Origin of the sequence: Micromonospora sp. NPDC005254, assembly GCF_042872525.1 — a bacterium.
Taxonomy (GTDB): Bacteria; Actinomycetota; Actinomycetes; order Mycobacteriales; family Micromonosporaceae; genus Micromonospora.
The window spans coordinates 41,026-61,204 of sequence record NZ_JBIAKM010000003.1; the positions used below are offsets into that span (position 1 = coordinate 41,026).

A 20,179-nucleotide genomic window follows, 5' to 3' on the forward strand; every position below is an offset into this window, starting at 1 on the left:
GCGACCGGTAAGGTCAAGTTGCCCCGATAAGGGGGAACCTGGTGGGATGGGCGGGTGCCGATTCGCCCGCGACACGCCGGTGTCGCCGTCGCCGCCCTGACCGCCCTGCTCGTCTCCGGCTGCTCCGGCGCCCCGGACCGGCCCGACCCGACGCCCGGTCCGACCGGCGTCTCGGCGGCCCCGAGCGCTCCCGCAGCGACCCCTGCCGACGATCCGGCCGCGCGGGCCGCCGCCCTCGTCGCGACGCTCTCCGACGAGGACCTGGTCGGGCAGGTGCTGATGCCGTACGCGTACGGCGACTCGGCCACGAAGGTCTCGCCCGGCTCCGCGGCCGGCAACCAGGCCCTCGCCGGCGTCGACACCCCCGCCGAGATGATCGCCAAGTACCGGCTCGGCGGGTTGATCCTGGTCGGCTTCAGCGCCGACGACCCGACCAAGGGCAACCAGGAGACCACCAACGTCGACAACCCCAAGCAGGTCCACGAGCTGACCACCGGGCTGCGGGGCGCCGCCGGACGGCTGGCCGCCGGCCCGGCGCCCTTTCTGATCGGCACCGACCAGGAGTACGGCGTCGTCACCCGGGTCACCGACGGGGTCACCATCCTGCCCACCGCGCTCGCCGCCGGTGCGGCCGGCGACCCGAAGCTGACCGAGGCCGCCTGGCGGGCCGCCGGCGCCGAACTCGCCGCGCTGGGCATCAACGTCGACTTCGCCCCGGTGGCCGACGTGCTGGCCACCCGCAGCACGGTGATCGGCTCGCGGTCGTTCGGCGCCGACCCCCAGCAGGCCGCCGCGCAGGTCGGCGGCGCGGTCCGGGGCCTGCAGGCCAGCGGCGTCGCGGCCACCCTGAAGCACTTCCCGGGGCACGGCCACAGCGCTGACGACTCGCACAAGGACCTGCCGGTGCTCACCCAGTCCGCGGCGGAGCTGCAGAGCGGCGCGTGGCCGCCGTTCACCGCCGGTTTCGAGGCCGGCGCGATGGCCGTGATGTCCGGCCACCTGGACGCGCAGGCCATCGACCCGGGCACCCCGGCGACCTTCTCCCACAAGCTGCTCACCGACGTACTGCGCGGCCAGCTCGGCTTCCAGGGCGTGGTGATCACCGACGGGATGAACATGCCGCCGGCGAAGCGCTGGGCGCCCGGCGAGGCCGCCGTCCGGGCGCTGAACGCCGGCAACGACCTGATCCTCATGACCCCGAACGTCGGCCAGGCGTACGACGGGCTGCTCGCCGCCCTGCGCGGAGGCTCGCTGCCCCGGGCCCGGCTGGTCGACGCGGTCACCCGGGTGCTGACCATGAAGTTCCGGCTGGCGACGGCCCCCACCGAGCCGATGTCCACGCTCAACAGCCCGGCGCACCGGGCGGCGGCGGACGCGCTGGCCGCCGGCGCGGTCACCGTGCTGCGGGGCGCCTGCGGCAAAGCGGTGCACGGGCCCGTCACCGTCACCTCCTCCGACGGCCGCGACGGCACCCGGGCGGCGCTCACCGCCGCGTTGACCAAGGCCGGCGTGACCGTGAAGCCGAGCGGCGGGACCGTGGTGCACCTGGTCGGCTACGGCGACGGCGACAGCGACCTGCGCGCCGACGCGGCGGTCACCGTCGCCATGGACACCCCGTACGTGCTGGCCAAGGCCACGTCGCCGACGCTGCTGGCGACGTACTCCTCCAGTCGGTCGTCGATGACCGCCCTGGCCGCCGTGCTGGCCGGCAAGGCCCGCCCGGGTGGTCGGTCCCCGGTGGCTGTGCCCGGCCTGCCCGCCACCACCTGCGGCGCCTGATTCCGCCGGGGCCCGCAGGTCGGAAATCGCGTCGCCGGCGAGGGCGTCGACCTGGCAGCCTCGCTGTCATGGCAACCGCACAGGGCTTCCGCTACGACCAGCGCGCCGACGGCACGGTGGTGATCATGCATCACGGCCGGGTGGCGGGCACGCTGCGCGGCGCCCGGGCGGCGGAGTTCCTCGCCGAGGTCGACGACGACCCACAACTGGTGATGGCCCGCTGGACCGGCAACTACCGCCACGGCAACGAACGCACCGCCAAGCAGCATCCCCGCAACCGGGGCTGAACGTGCCGAAGGGCCCCCTTTGCTGAGGGGGCCCCTTCGGTAAACCCGCAGATCGGCCGTCTCACGGCCGCTGTCTCACGGTCGTGCGAAGACCAGCGCCACGTTGTGGCCGCCGAAGCCGAACGCGTTGTTCAGCGCGGCGGGGATCTCCATGTGGCGTGCCTTGTGCGCGGCGACCTCCAGGCTGAGGCCCGGCTCCGGGTCGTCGAGGTTGATCGTCGGCGGGACGACGCCGTCGCGGATGGCCAGGATCGTGGCGATCGACTCCAGCGCTCCGGCCGCACCGAGCAGGTGACCGGTCATCGACTTCGTCGCGGCCAGCACCGGGTGGTCGCCGAGCGCCTTGTGCAGCGCGCCGATCTCCAGCATGTCGCCGACCGGGGTCGACGTGGCGTGCGCGTTGACGTGCACGATGTCCTGCTTGGCGATGTCCGCGTCCGCGATCGCCCGAGCGATGGCCCGGATGGCGCCCTCACCCTCGGCGTGCGGCTGCACGATGTCGTACGCGTCGGAGGTGATGCCGGCGCCGGCGAGGCGCGCGTACACCCGAGCGCCGCGGGCTGCGGCGTGGTCGGCGCGCTCCAGCACCACGATGCCCGCGCCCTCACCGAGGACGAAGCCGTCGCGGCCGGTGTCCCACGGGCGGGAGGCCCGCTCCGGGTCGTCGTTGCGGGTCGACATGGCCCGCATCGAGCTGAAGCCGGCGATCGGCAGCGGGTGGATGACCGCCTCGGTGCCGCCGGCCACCACCACGTCGGCCCGGCCGGCGCGAATGATGTCCAGACCGAGCGCGATCGCCTCCGCGCCGGTGGCGCAGGCGCTGGCCACGGTGTGCACGCCGGCCTTGGCGCCCAGCTCCAACCCGACCCAGGCGGCCGGACCGTTCGGCATCAGCATCGGGATCGTGTGCGGGGAAACCCGCCGCGGCCCGGACGCCTCCAGGATGTCGTCCTGGGCGAGCAGGGTGGTGGCACCGCCGATGCCGGAGCCGACGCTGACGGCCAGCCGCTCCCCGTCGAGGCCGGAGTCGGCGAGGCCGGCGTCCGCCCAGGCCTGCTGCGCCGCGATGATCGCGATCGCCTCGGAGCGGTCGAGCCGGCGCAGTCGGACCCGGTCCAGCACCTCGGACGGCTCCACGGCCAGCTGGGCGGCGATCCGGACCGGCAGTTGCGCGGCCCACTCCTGGGTGAGGGCACTCACCCCGGAGCGGCCGGCGAGCATGGCGTCCCAGGTCGACGCGACGTCCCCGCCAAGCGGGGTCGTCGCGCCGAGCCCGGTGACGACGACGTCAGGACGACTCATGATCAGGACTGCGCCTCGATGAAGCTGACGGCGTCCCCGACGGTCTTGAGGTTCTGCACCTCGTTGTCCGGGATCTTGACGCCGAACTTCTCCTCGGCGGCCACCACGACCTCCACCATGGAGAGCGAGTCGACATCGAGGTCGTCGGTGAAGGACTTCCCCTCGGCCACGTCGTCCGGGTTCACCCCGGCAACCTCTTCGAGGATCTCGGCGAGGCCGGTGGTGATCTCGTCACGGGTCATTGCGGTTGGTTCCTCTCATAGGGGGGTCTCCGGCGGCCGGCGTCGCCGACCGCCGCTCCTCGACGCGTACGCGCCTGAGGGGGTTCAGGGGCAGCGGACGACCTGACCGGCGTAGGTCAGGCCGCCGCCGAAGCCGAACAGCAGCACCGGGGCGCCCGACGGCACCTCCCGGCGCTCGACCAGCTTCGACAGAGCCAGCGGCACGCTCGCCGCCGAGGTGTTGCCGGACTCGACAATGTCCTTCGCGATGATCGCGTTGGGGATGTTGAGTCGCTTGGCGATGCCGTCGATGATCCGGGCGTTGGCCTGGTGCGGCACGAAGGCGGCCAGCTCCGACGGGTCGACCCCGGCACGCTCGCACGCCTGCAGGGCCAGCGGCGCGAGCGCGGTGGTGGCCCAGCGGAACACCGCCTGCCCCTCCTGCTGGATGTACGGGCGCCAGCCCTCGATGCGGACCGCGTCGCTCTTCTCCGGCACGGATCCCCAGACGACCGGGCCGATGCCGGCCGGCTCGTCCTCGGCCGTGGCGGTGACCACCGCGGCCCCCGCGCCGTCACCGAAGATGATGCAGGTGGAGCGGTCGGTCCAGTCGGTGAAGTCGGACAGCTTCTCGGCGCCGATGACTATCGCGTTGCGCGACGCCCCGGCCCGGATGGCGTGATCCACGGTGCCCAGGGCGTACGCGAAGCCCGAGCAGGCGGTGTTGACGTCGAACGCGCCCGGCGCGGCGATGCCCAGCTTGGCGGCGACCCGGCAGGCCACGTTGGGGCTGCGGTCGATCGAGGAGCAGGTGGCGACCACGACCAGGTCGATGTCGGCGGCGGTGAGCCCCGAGTTGGCCAGCGCCTTGCCGGCGGCCGCGGCGGCCATGTCGGCCACCGTCTCACCGTCGGCGATCCGCCGGGTGACGATGCCCACCCGGTCGCGGATCCACTCGTCGTTGGTGTCCACGAGCTGGGCGATGTCGTCGTTGGTCACCACCCGGGAGGGCTGGTAGTGCCCCATCGAGACGATGCGACTGCCGGTCATGAGTGTCCTCCGATGGGGGCGAGCGGTTGGCCCGGCGTGCCGTGGCGGGCGATCAGGTCCCGTGCGGCCGGCAGGTCGTCCGGGGTGTTCAGGGTGACGATCTCCGGGGCGCCCGCGCCCTTGAGCTCCCGCTTGACCAGACCGGCGAGGGTGCCGGCCGGGGGCAGCTCGATCACGCCGGTCACCCCGCGCTCGGCCAGCGTGCGCATGCACAGGTCCCAGCGCACCGGGGCGGTGACCTGGCGGACCAGCCGGCGCACCAGCTCCTGGCCGTCGGTGACGGCGGTGCCGTCGAGGTTCGACAACAGGATCCGGGCCGGGTCGGCGGGGGCGATCCCGGCGGCGACCGCGGCCAGCGCGGTCTCGGCCGGGGCCATGTACGGGGTGTGGAACGCGCCGGCCACCTGGAGTCGGATGACGCGGGTCTTCGCCGGCGGGTCGGCGGCGAACTTGTCCAGCCCGTCGAGCGCGCCGGCGGCGACGATCTGGCCGGCGCCGTTGCGGTTGGCCGGGTGCAGCCCGTGCGCGGCGATCGCGGCGAGCACCTCGTCCGGGTCGCCACCGAGCACGGCCGCCATTCCGGTCGGCTCCAGCGCGCACGCGGCCGCCATCTCCCGGCCCCGGATCCCGGCGAGGGTGAGCGCGGCTTCGGCCGAGAGCACCCCGGCCACCGCCGCGGCGCCCAGCTCGCCGACGCTGTGGCCGGCGGTGAGCGTCACGCCGTCCAGCGGCAGGTGCTCGGCGGCGAGCAGCGCCGCCGCGACGAGCAGCGGCTGGGTGCGGGCGGTGTCCTTGATCTCGTCGGCGTCCGCGGCGGTGCCCAGATGCACCAGGTCCACCCCGGCCAGCGCCGACCACCAGCGCAGTCGCGCCTCGGTGCCGGTCAGGTCGAGCCAGGGGGTCAGGAAGCCGGGTTTCTGGGAACCCTGGCCGGGACTAAGTACGGCGAGCACGCCTATGACTCTCCCGGATACGCGTGGGTAGCGCTGTGCCGGGGCCCACCAAACCGCACTAGAACCTTTGGAGGTTTCTCACAAAGATCGGCGAGGATCATCACTGCTTTGGGCGGATTTCCGGGCGGCCGGGGTCAATGTCTGGGTCGGGACCGCCGTGACCACCGGGACCACCGGATCCAGTCGACCGACGGTCAACGCCACCTGGAGGGCGAACGCGTCCCGGGGCGACAGCGGCGAGAAGCCGGTCACCTCGGCGATGCGGCGCAACCGGTAGCGCACCGTGTTCGGGTGCACGAACAGCGCCCGCGCCGCGCTCTCCAGCGTGCCACCGGCGGCCAGGAAGGCGTCCAGGGTCTCCAGCAACTCGCCACCGGCGCGCACCAGCGTCGCGTACACGTCGTGGCGCAACCGGCGACGCGCCTCCGCGTCGCCGGCGAGGGCCCGCTCCGGCAACAGGTCCGCGGCCGGCACCGGCCGGGGGGCGGTCGGCCACGCCGGCGCCGCCCGGAAACCGGACAGCGCGGCCCGCGCCGACTCCGTCGCCTCATCCAGACTGGGTACGGCCGGACCGACCACCACCGGGCCGTCACCGAACGCGTCCAGCAGCTTGCCGGTGGCGCTCAGCGGATCCGCCGCGCCGCCCAGGACGATCACCAACCGGTCGCCGTGCACTCCGCCGATCACCTCGACGCCGATCCGCCGCGCCTGCCGGTACACCACGTGCAGCACGGCGGAGACCTCACCGCCGGGGGAGCGGCCGACCGCCACCGCGACCGGCGGCGCGTCCGCCCAGCCCAGCGCGGCGGCCCGGCTCGCCAGGACGTCCGGCGAGTCACCGCGCAGCAGCGCGTCGACCAGCAGGGCCTGCAACCGGGCGTCCCACGCGCCGCGCGACTCGGCGGCCCGCGCGTACACCCGGGCGGCGGCGAACGCGATCTCCCGGGAGAAGCGCAGCACCGCCTCGCGCAGCAGCTGCTCCTCACCCTCGGCAGCCAGCTGCGACACCTGCTCCTCGACGACGTCGATGGTCACCTTGATCAGTGCCACCGTCTGCTGGAGGGTGATCGACCGGGCCAGCGCCTGGGGTGCCGCGGCGAACACCTCGTCGGAGACCTCCTGGGTGCTGTCCGCCGTGCCGCCGCCGTCGCGCAGCCACTGCACCAGCGACCGGGCGCCCGCCTGGGCCACCAGCATCACCCAGGAGCGCTGGTCGGCCGGCAGGGCGCGGAACCACGGCAGCGTCTCGTCCATCCGGGCCACGCTGGCGGTGGCCAGCGCTCCCGCCGATCGCTCGATCCGGCGCAGCGTGGCCGCCAACTCCCCACCGTCGGGCGTACTCACCGCCCTAGCCTGACACGTCGTGAGCAGGCCATCCACGCCGGCACCGGTCAGCGGGCCCGGGTCGGCCGGTCCCGGCGCAGGGTCACGGTGGCGCGAGCAGGCCCAGCTCCTGGGCCAGGATCGCGGCCTGCACCCGGCTGCGCAGGTCCAGCTTCGCCAGAATCCGGCTCACGTGTGTCTTGGTGGTGCTCTCCGCCAGCGCCAGCCGGTCGGCGATCTGCTGGTTGGACAGGCCCAGGCCGAGGCAGGCCAGCACGTCGCGTTCGCGCGGGGTCAGGGTGTCCAGCGCGGCCCGGGCGGCCGCCGACGCGCCGGGCGGGGTGGCCGCGAAGGCGGCGATCAGACGACGGGTCACCGTGGGGGCGATGAACCCCTCACCGCGCGCCACGGTGTGCACCGCCGCGACCAGTCCCGCCGCGTCGGTGTCCTTGAGCAGGAACCCGGACGCACCGGCGCGCAGCGCGCCGAAGACGTACTCGTCCAGGTCGAAGGTCGTCAGCACCAGCACGTCGGCGAGCCGGTCGGCGACGATCGCCCTGGTCGCGGCGATCCCGTCGAGGCGTGGCATCCGCACGTCCAGCACCGCCACATCGGGGCGCACCTGCCGGCACAGCCGGACCGCCTCGTCGCCGTCGGCCGCCTCGCCGACCACCTCGATGCCCGGCGAGCCGTTCAGGATCAGGGCCAGACCCGCCCGTACCGCCGGCTGGTCGTCCGCGAGCACCACCCGTACCGGCGCGGCGCCGGCGTCGCCCGAGCGCGGCGCGGTCACCCGCCCTCCCCGGTGGGCAGGGCGGCCCGGACCTGCCAGCGGCCGTCGTGCGGCCCGGCGGTGAACCGGCCGGCCAGCAGCGCGGCCCGCTCCCGCATCCCGATCAGCCCGGCCCCGGCGCCCGGCAGCCCCGACCCGTCCGGGCGCACCGGATTCTCCACCGTCAGCACCACCTCCGCCGGCCGGTACGTGATGGTCAGCTCCGCCTCGCCCGTGCCGTGCTTGAGCGCGTTGGTCAGCGACTCCTGCACGATCCGGTACGCGGCGAGGTCGACCCCCACCGGCAGCGGGCCCGGGGTGCCGTCGGTGTGCACCCGTACCGCGAGGCCGGCCGCCCGGATCCGCTCGACCAACCCGTCCGCCTCGGCGAGCCGCGCCGTGACCGCCTCCGGCACCGCGCCGACCACGCCCGCCGTGCCCCGCTCACCCGCGTCCGGCTCGCGCAGCAGCTCGATCATCTGCCGCATCTCGGCCAGGCCCTGCACGCTGCTCTCCCGGATCACCCGCAACGCCGACTCCACCTGGCCCCGCTCCAGCCCCGGTACGGACAGCACGGCGGTAGCGTGGATGGCCACCGCGCTCAGGTGGTTGGCGACCACGTCGTGCAGTTCCCGGGCCATCCGCGCCCGTTCGGCGCTGACCGCCTGCCGGCGGTCCAGCTCGACCAGCCGGGCGGTCTGCTCGGCCCGGGCCCGCTCGGCGGCGGCCTGGTCCCGGTACTGCCGCACGCTGATCCCGGTCAGCACCGGCAGCAGCCCGGCGAGCACCACCGGCACCCCGACGGCGGCCCCGCGCCACTGCCCGAAGCCGAGCACGCCGGCCACCACCGCGATCGCGCTCAACGTCGCGGTGATCCCGAGCAGCCACCGCCACAGCCGGGGCGGGCCGTACACGCAGGCGTCGTAGAGCACCTGCGTGTAGATCACGACGGTGCCCAGCGAGTTGCCCAGCGCCGTGTCCACCACGAGCGCCCCGGTCCCCACCGCCAGGCTGGCGCGTGGCGCGACCCGACGCAGACCGACGGCCACGCACACCGCCAGCAGCGGCGCCAGGAACAGCTCGGGCGGCACGTCCGGGTGCGGGACGATCTGCGGCTGCATGCCCAGGCCGTACAGCACCAGGCCACCGATCAGCGACGCGCCGGCCAGCGTGAGATCCCGGCCGGCCGTGCCGGAGCCGAGCCACGGTGGCGGTCGCATGCCCCGATCCCACCACAACCGTCGACCCTCCGACTCCGACCAGGGAAGGAGCCCGCCGGCTCCGACATGCGCCGAAAGGGGTACGTCGAGCGCGTCCCGGACGGTTGGTCCGTCGAAGGGAGGACCCCGATCTCGTCTCCGGCGTCGAGGCCCGGGCCCCGCCGATCGGCGACGCTGGGTGCCGACGACGGGGGGAGGTCGCCATGGTGGTCGCGGTGATCATCGGTTGTGAGATCGCGTTCTGGGTGCTGCTCGGCGCCGGGCTGGTGGTCCGCTATCCGCTGCGCCGGCCACGACTCGGCGCGGCGCTGCTGGTCTGCGTACCGCTGGTCGATCTGGCACTGCTCGCCGCGTCGGTGATCGACCTGCGCCGCGGCGCGACCGCAGGCGTCAGTCACGGTCTCGCCGCCGCCTACCTCGGCTTCTCGGTGGCCTTCGGGCACTCGATGGTGCGCTGGGCGGACCAGCGCTTCGCCCACCGGTTCGCCGGTGGTCCGCCGCCGGTGCGGCCTCCCCGCTACGGCTGGGCCCGCACCCGCCACGAGTGGCGGGAGTGGGCCAAGGCGCTCCTCGGCTGGGCTGTCGCGTGCGCCCTGCTCGGTGCGGCGATCCTCTGGGTCAACGACGCGGAACGAACCCGTGAACTGGGCAACTGGATCCGCAGCCTCACCGTCGTGATCCTGATCTGGCTGGTCGCCTTCCCGGTCTGGGAGACCCTGTTCCCTCGCCGCCCGCAGCGCTGACCCCGGGGTACGCCGTGCACAGGCCGTCGGTCCCGGCCAGTACGGTGACAGGGCACGTCGGGGGGAGCGCCCCCGCGCGTGAGTGCGAGCGTGAGGAGACCGGGGATGGCGCACGGGGAGGCCGAGCACGGCTGCGCCCAGGGCGAGCCCTGCCGGCTGGGGCACCACGACCCGCAGGCGGCCGGCAAGCCGCGCCGGCCGGTCGGCGGGGCGTCGGCGCACCCGGCGGAGTCGACCGGCGGCCGTCCGTCCGAGCGGGCCGACGACGACGTGGCCGTGCCACGCCAGCGGGCCACCGAGCCGGTGCCGGCCGAGCCGGACGACGTCACCGGCTGCCGCAGCGAACTGCCCGGGTGGGCGGGGGCGCACCGGCACGGCCCGGTCCGGCCGCGTCAGCGGGCCACCCGACGGGAGCGCCCGCCGCGCCGCTGGTGCTGACCGCGCGACGGCTGGTCTGACCCGCCGCCCGAGGTCAGCGGGTCCGGCGGCGGATCAGCAGGGCGATTCCGGCGAGACCGACCGTGATGGTCAGCATCACCGCGACGTTGAGCAGCAGCAGTCGCTGCAACTCGCCGAGCGCTTCGTCGATGTCCCGCGCCGGGTCCATCGTGTCCTCCGGGAGGACCCGCTCGCCGCCGCCCACGCCGCCGCTGACCGTGTCGAACTGCCGCTCCAGCGGCACCCCGGCGGTGCGCAGCGTCTCGGACATGCTGAGCCGGCCGAGGAACCAGCCGGCGCTGGTCTTGCGGCCGTCCGGCTGCTTGGCCGGTCGGTACACGCGCGGGCCGCCGGCCGCCTTGGGGTAGAGGTCGAACGTCTGCTTCGGCGTCTCACCGGCGAGCACCACGACCGTGTACTTCGGACCGAGGTTGGCTGCCTTCGGCCCGGTCGGCATGCCGGTACGACCGAAGAAGTTGACCTGGTCGATGACCGCCACCACGTGCGTGGGCTGGGTGTCCGACCGGAGCCGCAGCGGCTCGGTGAGCCCTTCGCCGGTGATGTCCACACCGGCGGGTGCCGGCTTGGGCGCCGCGCTGGCCGGGCCGGCGGTGCCGAGCGCCAGCAGTGCCGCCGCCAGCGTGCCCGCCAGCACGGCGACCCAGCGCCTCATCTGTCGGACCATCCCGCCTCCTCGCCCCGTTCGATGGATGGCTTCGTCATGACGTCCGGGTCGGTCGGCCGGTGACAACACCGACCGAGCGGTCGGGCCCACTCTCACAGACTCCGCAGAACGTCGATGAATTGCAGCTTGTGGAACAGTAATTGGAACTATCTGCGATCTCTGCTCGACTAATGAGGAGCTGTTTTGATCAGCGGGCGGATCGTACCCTTACGGAGGGGTTCATGGGGGGCAGGGTTACACGAATGGCGCGGGTCGTGCCAGTGGTGTTCGGCGTGGCGTTCGGTGTGTCGTTGCTGGCCCCGGCGACACCGGCCGCCGCGCACAACTCGCTGACCGGCAGCGATCCGCGCGACGGCGCCCGGGTGGCCACCGCGCCCGCCCGGGTCGAGCTTCGGTTCCTGGCCAAGCCGGCCCCCGCTACGACGAAGATCACAATAACCGGACCGGACAATGTGGTCGCCGGCGGGCAGCCGACCTTCGACGGCAGTCGGGTACGCGTGCCGTTCAAGCCCGGCGCGGCGGGGCTCTACATCGTCGGGTACCAGCTCGCGTCCAGCGACGGCCACCCGATCAAGGGCGAGGTGCGGTTCACCCTCACCACCGGCACGGCCGCCGACCCGTCCGCCAGCCCCTCGGCCGCCGGCACCGGCCCGGCGGCAGCGCCGACCGGCTCGCCCTCGGCCGGGCCCTCGGGAGTCAACCCGTCCTCGGGCGGGCCGCCATCGGCGCCGGCGGGCAGCTCAACGGCGTCCGCTGTGCCAGCGGCCTCGGAGCGGTCCGACTCTGGTGGCCGCTGGTGGCTCTGGGCGCTCGGCGGCCTGGTGTTGCTCGCTGCTCTCGCCGCCGGCCTGGTGTTCCGTCGCAGGAACCGGGCGCACTGATCACACGATCGCCGCAGGCCTGGTGAACGGGGTGTCCGCGTCCCCCTTTGCTCTGCTTCAGCGGAGGCAACACTTCGCGTCCGATATTCGGACACCGGGTGTTGCGTGGGTTGAAGCAGAGCAAAGGGGGCGACGCGTAGGTACGACGCCGGCCCGCTGCCGGTCGGACTGTCAGGGCAGGCGGAGCCGGGCGGCGCGCATCCGGGTCAGGGTGCGCTCGCGACCGAGCACCTCCAGCGACTCGAACAGCGGCAGGCCGACGGTGCGGCCGGTGACCGCGACCCGGACGGGCGCCTGCGTCTTGCCGAGCTTGAGGCCGCGCTCGGCGCCGACCGCCTCCAGCGTCGACTTCAGCGACTCGGCGTCCCAGGACTCCAGCGCCTCGAAGGCCGCGACGGCGGCGTCCAGCAGGTCACCCGAGCCGTCCTTCATGGTCTTGGTCCAGGCCGCCTCGTCGATCAGCGGCGAGGCCAGGAAGAGGAAGTCGACGTTCGGCACGATCTCGCTGAGCACCGCGAGCCGGGTCTGGGCCAGCGGCGCGACGGCGGCGAACGCGTCGGCGTCGTACTCCTCGGGCTGCCACGGCGGCGGCGCGATCGTCCCGGTGCCGGTCAGCCACGGCTGGCAGGCGTCGATGAACTCGGGCACCGGCAGCGCGCGAATGTACTCGCCGTTGAAGGCGCGCAGCTTCTTCTCGTCGAAGAACGCGGGGGAGGGGTTGACCTCCTCCAGCCGGAACTCGTCCTCGATGACCGACCAGGGCACGATCTCCCGGTCGCCCGACGGCGCCCAGCCGAGCAGCATCAGGTAGTTGCGCATCGCGGCGGCGAGGTAGCCCTCGTCGCGGTACGCCTCCAGGGCGACCTTGTCGCGGCGCTTGGAGAGCTTCTGCCGCTTCTCGTTGACCACCACCGGCACGTGCGCCCAGACCGGCGGCTTGACTCCGAGGGCGTCCCAGAGCAGCTGCTGCTTGGGGGTGTTGGGCAGGTGCTCCTCGGCCCGGATCACGTGGGTGATCCCCATGGTCATGTCGTCGACGACGTTGGCGAGCAGGAAGACCGGCGAGCCGTCGCCGCGGGCGATGACGAAGTCCTCGATGAGCTTGTTCTCGAAGGTGGGCTCACCCCGGATCAGGTCGACGACCACGGTGGTGCCCTCGTCCGGCGTACGGAAGCGCAGCGCGTGCCCAGGCCCCGGGCCGAGGCCGAGGTCGCGGTGGTAGCCGTCGTAGCCCTGGTACTGCGAGCCGGTACGGGCCTGCACGTCCTCGCGGGTGCAGTCGCAGTAGTAGGCCCGACCCGACTCGTAGAGCCGGGTGGCGGCGGCCCGGTGCTCGCCGGCGTTCGCCGACTGGAAGTAGGGCCCCTCGTAGCTGCCCCGGGAGATGCCGATCCAGTCCAGCGCGGAGAGGATGCCCTCGGTCCACTCGGGCTTGTTGCGGGCCGCGTCGGTGTCCTCGATGCGCAGCACGAACACCCCGCCCTGCTGCTTGGCGTAGATCCAGTTCTGCAGCGCCGAGCGGGCGCCGCCGACGTGGAACATACCGGTCGGGGAGGGGGCGAAGCGCACACGTACCGTCACGTCCTCCAGCCTACGGCGGCCGGCGACCGCTTTTGGCCACGGCCCCCCGACTCAGGGGACTGAGCGGATCTTGACGACCAGGGCGCTGCCCACCAGGGTGACCGCGGCGGTGACCGCGTAGAGCGTCGGGTACCCGCCCAGGTGGACGACGAGCGGGGCGGAGAGCGCCGGGCCGAGCACCTGCGGCGCGGAGTTGGCAATGTTGATCACGCCCAGGTCCTTGGCGCGGTCGGTGGCCCGGGGCAGCACCTGGGTGATCAGGGCGGCGTCCACCGAGAGGTAGACGCCGTAACCGGCGCCGAGCAGCAGGGCGGCGACGATCGCCATCGGCCAGACCGGCGCGATGGCGAGCAGCAGCGCCGCGACCGCCATGATCAGGCCGGAGACGATCACGTAGACCTTGCGCCGCCCGGAGCGGTCCGACAGCCGGCCGGCGACCACCGCGGTCAGCATCATGCCGAGCGTGTAGAGCAGGATCAGCACCAACAGACCGCCCTCGGGGTCGGGGTAACGCACCCCGTCGGTGAGGAAGTACAGCAGGTAGAGGGTGCCCAGCGCGTTGCCGAGCTGGACCAGGAACCGGGTGATCCACGCCCAGGCGAAGTCCGGGTGCCGGCGCGGGCTGATCCACATCGAGGCGAACAGCGCCCGGGCCCGCAGCGCCGGGCGGTGCGCGCGGGGCAGCCGGTCGTCGGGAGTGAGCAGCGCAAACGGCAGCGACAGCACCAGGATGGCCACCGCGATGGCCAGGTAGCCGGCGGCGTTGCCGGTGACGACTGCGGTGACCAGCACCGCGCCGAGCACCAACCCGAGCGCCTGCGGGATACCCACCCAGCCGGAGACCGCGCCGCGCTGCGCCACCGGAACCCGGTCCGGGATGGCGGCCGTGAGGCTGGCCAGCATCGCGTTGAAGCAGACCTGGGCGGCGACCCAACCGACGGCGACCCCGAGGATGGTCCGCTGCTGGGCCAGCAGCACCAGCGCCGCCGCGCCGAGCACCGCGCCGCCGGCGGTCCAGACGTGCCGACGACCGAACTCCCGGCCGAGGATCCGCAGGCAGGTCCGGTCGGACAGCGCGCCCGCCAGGGGGTTGGCCAGCACCGCGGCCAACGCGCCCAGGCCGGTGACCACGGCCAGCATGGTCTCCTTGTCGGCGGGCGCGATCCGCTCGATCTGCTGCGGCAGCAGCACCTGGATCGGGGTGAAGAACGCCATCCACACGCCGAGGTTTGCCGCGAAGACCAGACCGATCCAGCCGCGTCGCACCGGCACGGTCGGTTCGGCGAGCGCCGCCGGCAGCGCCGCCGGCGCGGGGTCGAGGGTGGTCACCGCGCCGAACCGTCCCGGGAGGCCGCGATCACGTCCCGCAACCAGGCGTACGACGACTTGGGTGTACGCCTCTGGTCGGCGTAGTCGACGTGCACCAGCCCGAAGCGCTTGGTGAACCCCTCGGCCCACTCCCAGTTGTCCAGCAGCGACCAGACGAAGTACCCGCGTACGTCCACCCCGTCGTCGATGGCGGCCCGGACCGCCCGCAGGTGCCCGTCGAGGTACGCGATGCGCTCCGGGTCCGCCACCTGCCCGTCCGCGTCGGGTGCGTCGTCGTACGCGCAGCCGCTCTCGGTGATCTCGATGGGTGGCAGCGCGTCGCCGTACGTGTCACGCAGCCAGCCGAGCAGCTCGCGCAGCCCGTCGGGGGCGACCGGCCAGTCGAAGGCGGTACGCGGGTAGCCGTCCAGCGGCACCAGGTCGAACGGCAGCGGCGAGCCCTCCTCGGCGGCCCGTACGCCGGTGGGGTTGTAGTAGTTGACCCCCAGCACGTCGATGGGCGCGGCGATGATGTCCAGGTCGCCGGGGCGGACGACGCCCGGGTCGAAGCCGGGCAGCTCCGGGTAGCCGCGGCCGAGCAGCGGGTCGGTGAAGAGCCGGTTGTGCAGCGCCTCGTACGCGGCCCCGGCGGCCCGGTCGGCGTCGCGGTCGCCGAGCACCCGCACCGGGGAGTAGTTGTTGGCGATCGCCACCGGGCTGGCGCTGCTGGCGCGCAGCGCGGCGACCGCGAGCCCGTGCCCGAGCAGTTGGTGGTGGGCGACGGGGAAGGCGTCGAAGAGCAGCATCTCGCCGGGGGCGTGCACGCCCATGCCGTAGCCGAGGCTCATGTGGATGAACGGCTCGTTGAGGGTGATCCAGAGCCGGACGCGGTCGCCGAGACGGGCGGCGGTCCGCTCGGCGTAGTCGGCGAAGCGGGCGGCGGTGTCGCGGTTGAGCCAGCCACCGGCGTCCTGCAGGGGTTGGGGCAGGTCCCAGTGGTACAGGGTGGCCACCGGGTCGACGCCGGCGGCCAGCAGGTCGTCGACCAGGCGGTCGTAGAAGTCCAGGCCGGCGGCGTTGGCCGCGCCGCTGCCGCTGGGCTGCACCCGGGGCCAGGCGATCGAGAACCGGTACGCGGAGACGCCCAGACCGGCCAGCAGCGCTACGTCCTCGGCGTACCGGTGGTAGTGGTCGCAGGCGATCTCGCCGCTGCTGCCGTCGCTGATCCGGCCGGGGGAGCGCGCGAAGGTGTCCCAGATGGACGCTCCGCGTCCGCCGGCCGTGGTGGCGCCCTCGATCTGGTGGGCGGACGTGGAGACGCCCCAGCGGAAGCCGGCGGGGAACTCGGGCATCGGTGCGGTCGGCATGCGCCCTCCCGGTCAACGTGAAACGTGTTCGGGACTCTAAGGCGCTGTCGATGAATGCGCCATAGGCCGGGTTGGCGCAATCCGCAATGGTTGATCGGCGTGTCTTTTTCCTAACCCGTCCACGTAAGTCCGATTTAGCGCATAGAGTGCCGATATCGTGGGATGTCCTCACTGGAGGAAAGACGGAAATGATCCTCGTGGAACGCAGTGCGCACGTGGCGGCGCCGGTGGAAGTGGTCTGGGACGTCGTACAGCGGGCCGAGCAGTTACCGGCCTGGCTGGCGGGGGTCCGCGCGGCCGAAGTGCTCTCTGGAGAGGGCTTCGGGCGGCGGCAGCTGGTCCAGGCGGGGCGCGGTTCGGCGCATGAGGCCGAGGTGATCGCCTATCAGGAGCCGACGCTGATCGGCTGGCGGGAACGGGCCAAGGGTGCCGGTGCTCGTGCGGAGGCGCGCACCGAGATCTACGTCCAGCTCACCGAGGACGAGGAGGAGGAGGGCGGGACGATCGTGCGACTCATCGTCGTCCGCTGGCCGGCCGGCCCGGTCAAGGCGGCCCTGCTGCGCCTGGGCCTGCGCCGGGTCGGCGCCGACCTGGAGGACTCGCTCGCCCGGCTCACCGACCTGGCCGCCGTCGGCTGACGGGCGCGTCTGCTCCCGGCGTCACCCGCCCCTGGCGGTGGCCCCCGGGCCCCCGCCAGGGGCCCCCGGACCGCCGCCGCTTCCCACTCACCCGCCGTCCGCCCGGTCGGTCGGGGCCGGGAGCGAGGGTGCGGGTGCACCAAGAAGGGCCCGGCGCGGGTGCGCCGGGCCCTTTCTCGATCGTGCTGGATCAGCTGTCGCCGCCGGTCTCTCCGACCGGGGCGGCGTTGACGTCGTCGATCGCGTACTTCTTGGCGGCCTCGGCCGGCACGGTGGCCGGCACCGCGCCGCTGCGGGCGAGCTGCCGCAGAGTGGCGACCACGATCGACTCGGCGTCGACGTGGAAGTGCCGGCGCAGCGCGTGCCGGGTGTCCGACATTCCGAAGCCGTCGGTGCCCAGCGACGTGTAGTCGCCGGGTACCCAGCGGGCGATCAGGTCCGGTACGGCGCGCATCCAGTCGCTGACCGCGACCTTCGGCCCGTCCGCGTCGGCCAGCTTCTGCGCGACGTAGGGCACCTTGGCCTCGGCGCCCGGGTTGAGCAGGTTGTACTCCTCGGTCTCCACCGCGTCGCGACGCAGCTCGGTCCAGGAGGTCACCGACCAGACGTCGGCGGCCACCCCCCAGTCCTGGGCGAGCAGCTGCTGGGCCTTGAGCGCCCACTGCATGCCGGTGCCGGAGGCGAGGACGTTGGCCTTCGGGCCGTCGACCTGCGGTGCCGGGGAGTAGCGGTAGATGCCCTTGAGCAGGCCCTCGGTGTCCACCCCGGCCGGCTCGGCCGGCTGGAGGATCGGCTCGTTGTAGACCGTCAGGTAGTAGAAGACGTTCTCCTGCGCGTCCCCGTACATCCGGTGCAGGCCGGCTTCCATGATGTGGGCGATCTCGAAGGAGAACGCCGGGTCGTACGCGACCACCGCCGGGTTGGTGGCGGCGATCAGCAGCGAGTGGCCGTCCTCGTGCTGCAGGCCCTCACCGTTGAGCGTCGTCCGCCCCGCGGTCGCGCCGAGCAGGAAGCCCCGCGCCATCTGGTCGGCCGCCGCCCACAGTCCGTCGGCGGTCCGCTGGAACCCGAACATCGAGTAGAAGATGTACATCGGGATCATCGGCTCGTCGTGGGTGGCGTACGCCGAGCCCGCGGCGGTGAACGAGGCGACCGAACCGGCCTCGTTGATGCCCTCGTGCAGGATCTGCCCGGTCGTCGACTCCTTGTACGACAGGAACAGCTCCCGGTCGACCGAGGTGTAGCGCTGCCCGTGCGGCGAGTAGATCTTCGCGGTCGGGAAGATCGAGTCGAGGCCGAAGGTGCGGGCCTCGTCCGGGATGATCGGCACCCAGCGCTTGCCGAACTCCTTGTCCTTCATGATGTCCTTGAGCAGGCGGACGAAGGCCATCGTGGTGGCCACCTTCTGCTTGCCCGAGCCGCGCTTGACGTCGGCGAACCGCTCCGGACCGGGGATGGTCAGCCGCTTGGTGCTGGTGCGCCGCGACGGCAGGTAGCCGCCGAGCTGCTCGCGGCGCTCCTTCAGGTAGGCCAGCTCCTCGGACTTCTCACCGGGGTGGAAGTACGGCGGCAGGTAGGGGTTGTCCTCCAGCGCCTTGTCCGGGATGTCCAGGTAGAGCCGGTCGCGGAAGGTCTTCAAGTCCTCCAGCGTCAGCTTCTTCATCTGGTGGGTCGCGTTGCGGCCCTCGAAGTGCGAACCGAGCGTCCAGCCCTTGATCGTCTTCGCCAGGATGACCGTCGGCTGACCGGTGTGCTCGGTGGCCGCCTTGTAGGCCGCGTAGAGCTTGCGGTAGTCGTGCCCACCCCGCTTGAGGTTCCAGATCTCGTCGTCGCTCAGCGGCTCGACCATCTTGCGGGTCCGTGCGTCCCGGCCGAAGAAGTGCTCCCGCACGTACGCGCCGGACTCGGCCTTGTAGGTCTGGTAGTCGCCGTCGGTCGTGGTGTTCATGAGGTTGACCAACGCGCCGTCGGTGTCCGCGGCGAGCAGCGGGTCCCACTCACGGCCCCAGACCACCTTGATCACGTTCCAGCCGGCGCCCCGGAAGAACGACTCCAGCTCCTGCATGACCTTGCCGTTGCCCCGGACCGGGCCGTCCAGCCGCTGGAGGTTGCAGTTGATCACGAAGGTGAGGTTGTCCAGCTCCTCGCGGGCGGCCACACCGATCGCGCCCAACGTCTCCGGCTCGTCCATCTCGCCGTCGCCGAGGAACGCCCACACGTGCTGCTGCGAGGTGTCCTTGATGCCGCGGTGCTGCAGGTACCGGTTGAACCGGGCCTGGTAGATCGCGTTCAGGCCGCCGAGGCCCATCGAGACGGTGGGGAACTCCCAGAAGTCCGGCATCAGCCGCGGGTGCGGGTACGACGGCAACCCGCCGCCCGGATGCGACAGCTCCTGGCGGAACCCGTCGAGCTGGTGCTCGCTGAGCCGCCCCTCCAGGAACGCCCGCGCGTACATGCCGGGGGAGGCGTGACCCTGGTAGTAGATCTGGTCGCCGCCGCCCGGGTGGTTCTTGCCCCGGAAGAAGTGGTTGAAGCCCACCTCGTAGAGCGACGCCGAGCTGGCGAAGGTGGAGATGTGCCCGCCGACGCCGATCTCCGGGCGCTGCGCCCGGTGCACCAGCATGGCGGCGTTCCACCGGACGTACGCCCGGATGCGCCGCTCGACGTGCTCGTCACCCGGGAACCAGGGTTCCTGCTCCGGCGGGATGGTGTTGATGTAGTCGGTGGTGGTCAGGGGCGGAACCCCGACCTGGCGCTCACGGGCCCGCTCCAGCAGGCGCAGCATGACGTAGCGGGCGCGTTTGGCGCCGCGCTCGTCGATGACACCGTCAAGCGACTCGACCCATTCGCTGGTCTCTTCAGGGTCGATGTCCGGAAGCTGGCTCGGTAGGCCGTCGCTGATCACCGGGCGCTTGCGTTCCGTAGCCACAGGCGTTCCCTCGGTTGTGTGTGGGATAGGTCTCTAGCGCCATCCTGCCCCCTGGTGGCACCCGTCGTCACGTCTAGGTGCCCCCGACGCGATGCTGAACACAGGTACCCGTCGGTAACTTAGCGCGACGACCCTTCCTTTCCCCATGCACCGGGGCTCCCGGCCCGCTGCGGCAGAATGCGACGTATGCGCAGTGACGTGATCACCGTCCAGACCGGGACCCGGCCGGCCGTCCGGGACATCACCGCCGAGGCCCAGAGCTTCGTCTCCGGCGAGGGAGACGGCCTGCTGCACGTCTTCGTGCCGCACGCCACCGCCGGGCTGGCGATCATCGAGACCGGATCGGGCTCCGACGACGACCTGCTCACCGCCCTCGACGCGCTGCTGCCCACCGACAACCGCTGGCGGCACCGCCACGGCTCGCCCGGCCACGGCCGGGACCACGTGCTGCCGGCCTTCGTTCCGCCGTACGCGACGCTGCCGGTGCTCGACGGACGCCTCGCCCTGGGCACCTGGCAGTCCATCTGCCTGGTCGACACCAACGGCGACAATCCCACCCGCCAGGTCCGCTTCTCCTTCCTCCCCGCCTGACCCCCGGGCGATCATGGTCGCCGTGTGGGGTCGAACCTGATCGTTGAGCTGGGCGGTCGTCGTGGTGCGTACGATGTGGCGGTGGCACCGGAGGTGGTTTCCGCGGCGGGT

General features: G+C 72.8%; 19 protein-coding genes. 7 read left to right on the top strand and 12 right to left on the bottom strand.

Annotation, left to right across the window (positions count from 1 at the left end; all coding sequences use genetic code 11):
- Positions 1–54 precede the first annotated feature (54 nt).
- Positions 55–1,779, top strand: coding sequence for a glycoside hydrolase family 3 protein (locus ACFYPR_RS09860; protein ID WP_387259438.1), 1,725 nt, complete (start codon positions 55–57; stop codon positions 1,777–1,779).
- Positions 1,780–1,847: 68 nt separating this feature from the next.
- Entirely contained in the window at positions 1,848–2,066 is a 219-nt protein-coding gene (locus ACFYPR_RS09865) for a hypothetical protein (protein WP_355135121.1), read from the top strand.
- Between the two features lie 75 nt (positions 2,067–2,141).
- Here ACFYPR_RS09865 and fabF read toward each other — a convergent pair whose 3' ends face one another.
- The 7 genes from fabF to ACFYPR_RS09900 form a co-directional block, all read right to left on the bottom strand.
- Complete coding sequence (fabF, locus tag ACFYPR_RS09870) at positions 2,142–3,368, bottom strand: beta-ketoacyl-ACP synthase II (RefSeq protein WP_354859462.1); 1,227 nt, start codon at positions 3,366–3,368, stop codon at positions 2,142–2,144.
- Positions 3,369–3,370: 2 nt separating this feature from the next.
- Positions 3,371–3,610 carry an acyl carrier protein gene (locus ACFYPR_RS09875; protein ID WP_007463517.1) on the bottom strand — a complete coding sequence of 80 codons (240 nt, stop codon included), beginning with the start codon at positions 3,608–3,610 and terminating at the stop codon, positions 3,371–3,373.
- Positions 3,611–3,694: 84 nt separating this feature from the next.
- Entirely contained in the window at positions 3,695–4,639 is a 945-nt protein-coding gene (locus tag ACFYPR_RS09880; protein WP_354859465.1) for a beta-ketoacyl-ACP synthase III, read from the bottom strand.
- The gene (locus ACFYPR_RS09885) at positions 4,636–5,592 is read right to left on the bottom strand and encodes an ACP S-malonyltransferase (protein WP_354859468.1); all 957 of its coding nucleotides are present in this window, start codon (positions 5,590–5,592) and stop codon (positions 4,636–4,638) included. Before ACFYPR_RS09885 ends, ACFYPR_RS09880 begins: the two co-directional genes overlap by 4 nt.
- 78 nt (positions 5,593–5,670) lie before the next feature.
- Entirely contained in the window at positions 5,671–6,972 is a 1,302-nt protein-coding gene (locus tag ACFYPR_RS09890; RefSeq protein WP_354859469.1) for a helix-turn-helix domain-containing protein, read from the bottom strand.
- Between the two features lie 46 nt (positions 6,973–7,018).
- Complete coding sequence (locus tag ACFYPR_RS09895) at positions 7,019–7,708, bottom strand: response regulator transcription factor (RefSeq protein ID WP_354859471.1); 690 nt, start codon at positions 7,706–7,708, stop codon at positions 7,019–7,021.
- Complete coding sequence (locus tag ACFYPR_RS09900; RefSeq protein ID WP_354859473.1) at positions 7,705–8,907, bottom strand: histidine kinase; 1,203 nt, start codon at positions 8,905–8,907, stop codon at positions 7,705–7,707. Before ACFYPR_RS09900 ends, ACFYPR_RS09895 begins: the two co-directional genes overlap by 4 nt.
- Before the next feature lie 203 nt (positions 8,908–9,110).
- On the opposite strand from ACFYPR_RS09900, the gene ACFYPR_RS09905 reads away from it, so the two are divergent.
- Positions 9,111–9,650 (top strand): hypothetical protein, encoded by a 540-nt coding sequence (locus ACFYPR_RS09905; RefSeq protein WP_387259442.1) that lies wholly within the window; start codon positions 9,111–9,113, stop codon positions 9,648–9,650.
- A 105-nt stretch (positions 9,651–9,755) separates the two neighbouring features.
- Positions 9,756–10,088 carry a hypothetical protein gene (locus ACFYPR_RS09910; protein ID WP_354859476.1) on the top strand — a complete coding sequence of 111 codons (333 nt, stop codon included), beginning with the start codon at positions 9,756–9,758 and terminating at the stop codon, positions 10,086–10,088.
- Between the two features lie 34 nt (positions 10,089–10,122).
- Here the strand turns inward: ACFYPR_RS09910 and ACFYPR_RS09915 are convergent, their stop codons facing one another.
- The gene (locus ACFYPR_RS09915) at positions 10,123–10,773 is read right to left on the bottom strand and encodes a hypothetical protein (protein WP_354859478.1); all 651 of its coding nucleotides are present in this window, start codon (positions 10,771–10,773) and stop codon (positions 10,123–10,125) included.
- A gap of 242 nt (positions 10,774–11,015) precedes the next feature.
- On the opposite strand from ACFYPR_RS09915, the gene ACFYPR_RS09920 reads away from it, so the two are divergent.
- Positions 11,016–11,654, top strand: coding sequence for a copper resistance CopC family protein (locus ACFYPR_RS09920; RefSeq protein WP_354859479.1), 639 nt, complete (start codon positions 11,016–11,018; stop codon positions 11,652–11,654).
- Between the two features lie 171 nt (positions 11,655–11,825).
- Here ACFYPR_RS09920 and gltX read toward each other — a convergent pair whose 3' ends face one another.
- The 3 genes from gltX to ACFYPR_RS09935 are packed head-to-tail and all read right to left on the bottom strand — an operon-like array spanning position 11,826 to position 15,910.
- On the bottom strand, positions 11,826–13,235 hold the full coding sequence (gltX, locus tag ACFYPR_RS09925) for a glutamate--tRNA ligase (protein WP_387259445.1): 1,410 nt from the start codon (positions 13,233–13,235) through the stop codon (positions 11,826–11,828).
- 51 nt (positions 13,236–13,286) lie between these two features.
- Positions 13,287–14,564: an MFS transporter gene (locus tag ACFYPR_RS09930; protein ID WP_354859485.1), complete on the bottom strand. Its 1,278-nt coding sequence runs from the start codon at positions 14,562–14,564 to the stop codon at positions 13,287–13,289.
- Positions 14,561–15,910 (bottom strand): GH1 family beta-glucosidase, encoded by a 1,350-nt coding sequence (locus tag ACFYPR_RS09935; RefSeq protein ID WP_387259448.1) that lies wholly within the window; start codon positions 15,908–15,910, stop codon positions 14,561–14,563. Before ACFYPR_RS09935 ends, ACFYPR_RS09930 begins: the two co-directional genes overlap by 4 nt.
- A gap of 188 nt (positions 15,911–16,098) precedes the next feature.
- Here ACFYPR_RS09935 and ACFYPR_RS09940 point away from each other — a divergent pair, with 188 nt between their 5' ends.
- Positions 16,099–16,548, top strand: a complete 450-nt coding sequence (locus ACFYPR_RS09940; protein ID WP_354859490.1) for an SRPBCC family protein — start codon at positions 16,099–16,101, stop codon at positions 16,546–16,548.
- Positions 16,549–16,738: 190 nt separating this feature from the next.
- Here ACFYPR_RS09940 and aceE read toward each other — a convergent pair whose 3' ends face one another.
- On the bottom strand, positions 16,739–19,477 hold the full coding sequence (gene aceE / locus ACFYPR_RS09945; protein WP_387259451.1) for a pyruvate dehydrogenase (acetyl-transferring), homodimeric type: 2,739 nt from the start codon (positions 19,475–19,477) through the stop codon (positions 16,739–16,741).
- A 186-nt stretch (positions 19,478–19,663) separates the two neighbouring features.
- Between aceE and ACFYPR_RS09950 the strand changes: the two genes are divergently transcribed.
- On the top strand, positions 19,664–20,068 hold the full coding sequence (locus ACFYPR_RS09950) for a YjbQ family protein (RefSeq protein ID WP_354859494.1): 405 nt from the start codon (positions 19,664–19,666) through the stop codon (positions 20,066–20,068).
- The last annotated feature ends 111 nt before the right edge of the window (positions 20,069–20,179 follow it).

Coding starts and splice junctions, on each gene's coding strand:
- ACFYPR_RS09940 (WP_354859490.1), top strand. CDS start 16,099: ATGATCCTCGTGGAACGCAGTGCGCACGTGGCGGCGCCGGTGGAAGTG.
- ACFYPR_RS09915 (WP_354859478.1), bottom strand. CDS start 10,773: ATGGTCCGACAGATGAGGCGCTGGGTCGCCGTGCTGGCGGGCACGCTG.
- fabF (WP_354859462.1), bottom strand. CDS start 3,368: ATGAGTCGTCCTGACGTCGTCGTCACCGGGCTCGGCGCGACGACCCCG.
- ACFYPR_RS09910 (WP_354859476.1), top strand. CDS start 9,756: ATGGCGCACGGGGAGGCCGAGCACGGCTGCGCCCAGGGCGAGCCCTGC.
- ACFYPR_RS09880 (WP_354859465.1), bottom strand. CDS start 4,639: ATGACCGGCAGTCGCATCGTCTCGATGGGGCACTACCAGCCCTCCCGG.
- ACFYPR_RS09935 (WP_387259448.1), bottom strand. CDS start 15,910: ATGCCGACCGCACCGATGCCCGAGTTCCCCGCCGGCTTCCGCTGGGGC.
- ACFYPR_RS09905 (WP_387259442.1), top strand. CDS start 9,111: ATGGTGGTCGCGGTGATCATCGGTTGTGAGATCGCGTTCTGGGTGCTG.
- ACFYPR_RS09875 (WP_007463517.1), bottom strand. CDS start 3,610: ATGACCCGTGACGAGATCACCACCGGCCTCGCCGAGATCCTCGAAGAG.
- ACFYPR_RS09920 (WP_354859479.1), top strand. CDS start 11,016: ATGGCGCGGGTCGTGCCAGTGGTGTTCGGCGTGGCGTTCGGTGTGTCG.
- ACFYPR_RS09950 (WP_354859494.1), top strand. CDS start 19,664: ATGCGCAGTGACGTGATCACCGTCCAGACCGGGACCCGGCCGGCCGTC.
- ACFYPR_RS09865 (WP_355135121.1), top strand. CDS start 1,848: ATGGCAACCGCACAGGGCTTCCGCTACGACCAGCGCGCCGACGGCACG.
- ACFYPR_RS09900 (WP_354859473.1), bottom strand. CDS start 8,907: ATGCGACCGCCACCGTGGCTCGGCTCCGGCACGGCCGGCCGGGATCTC.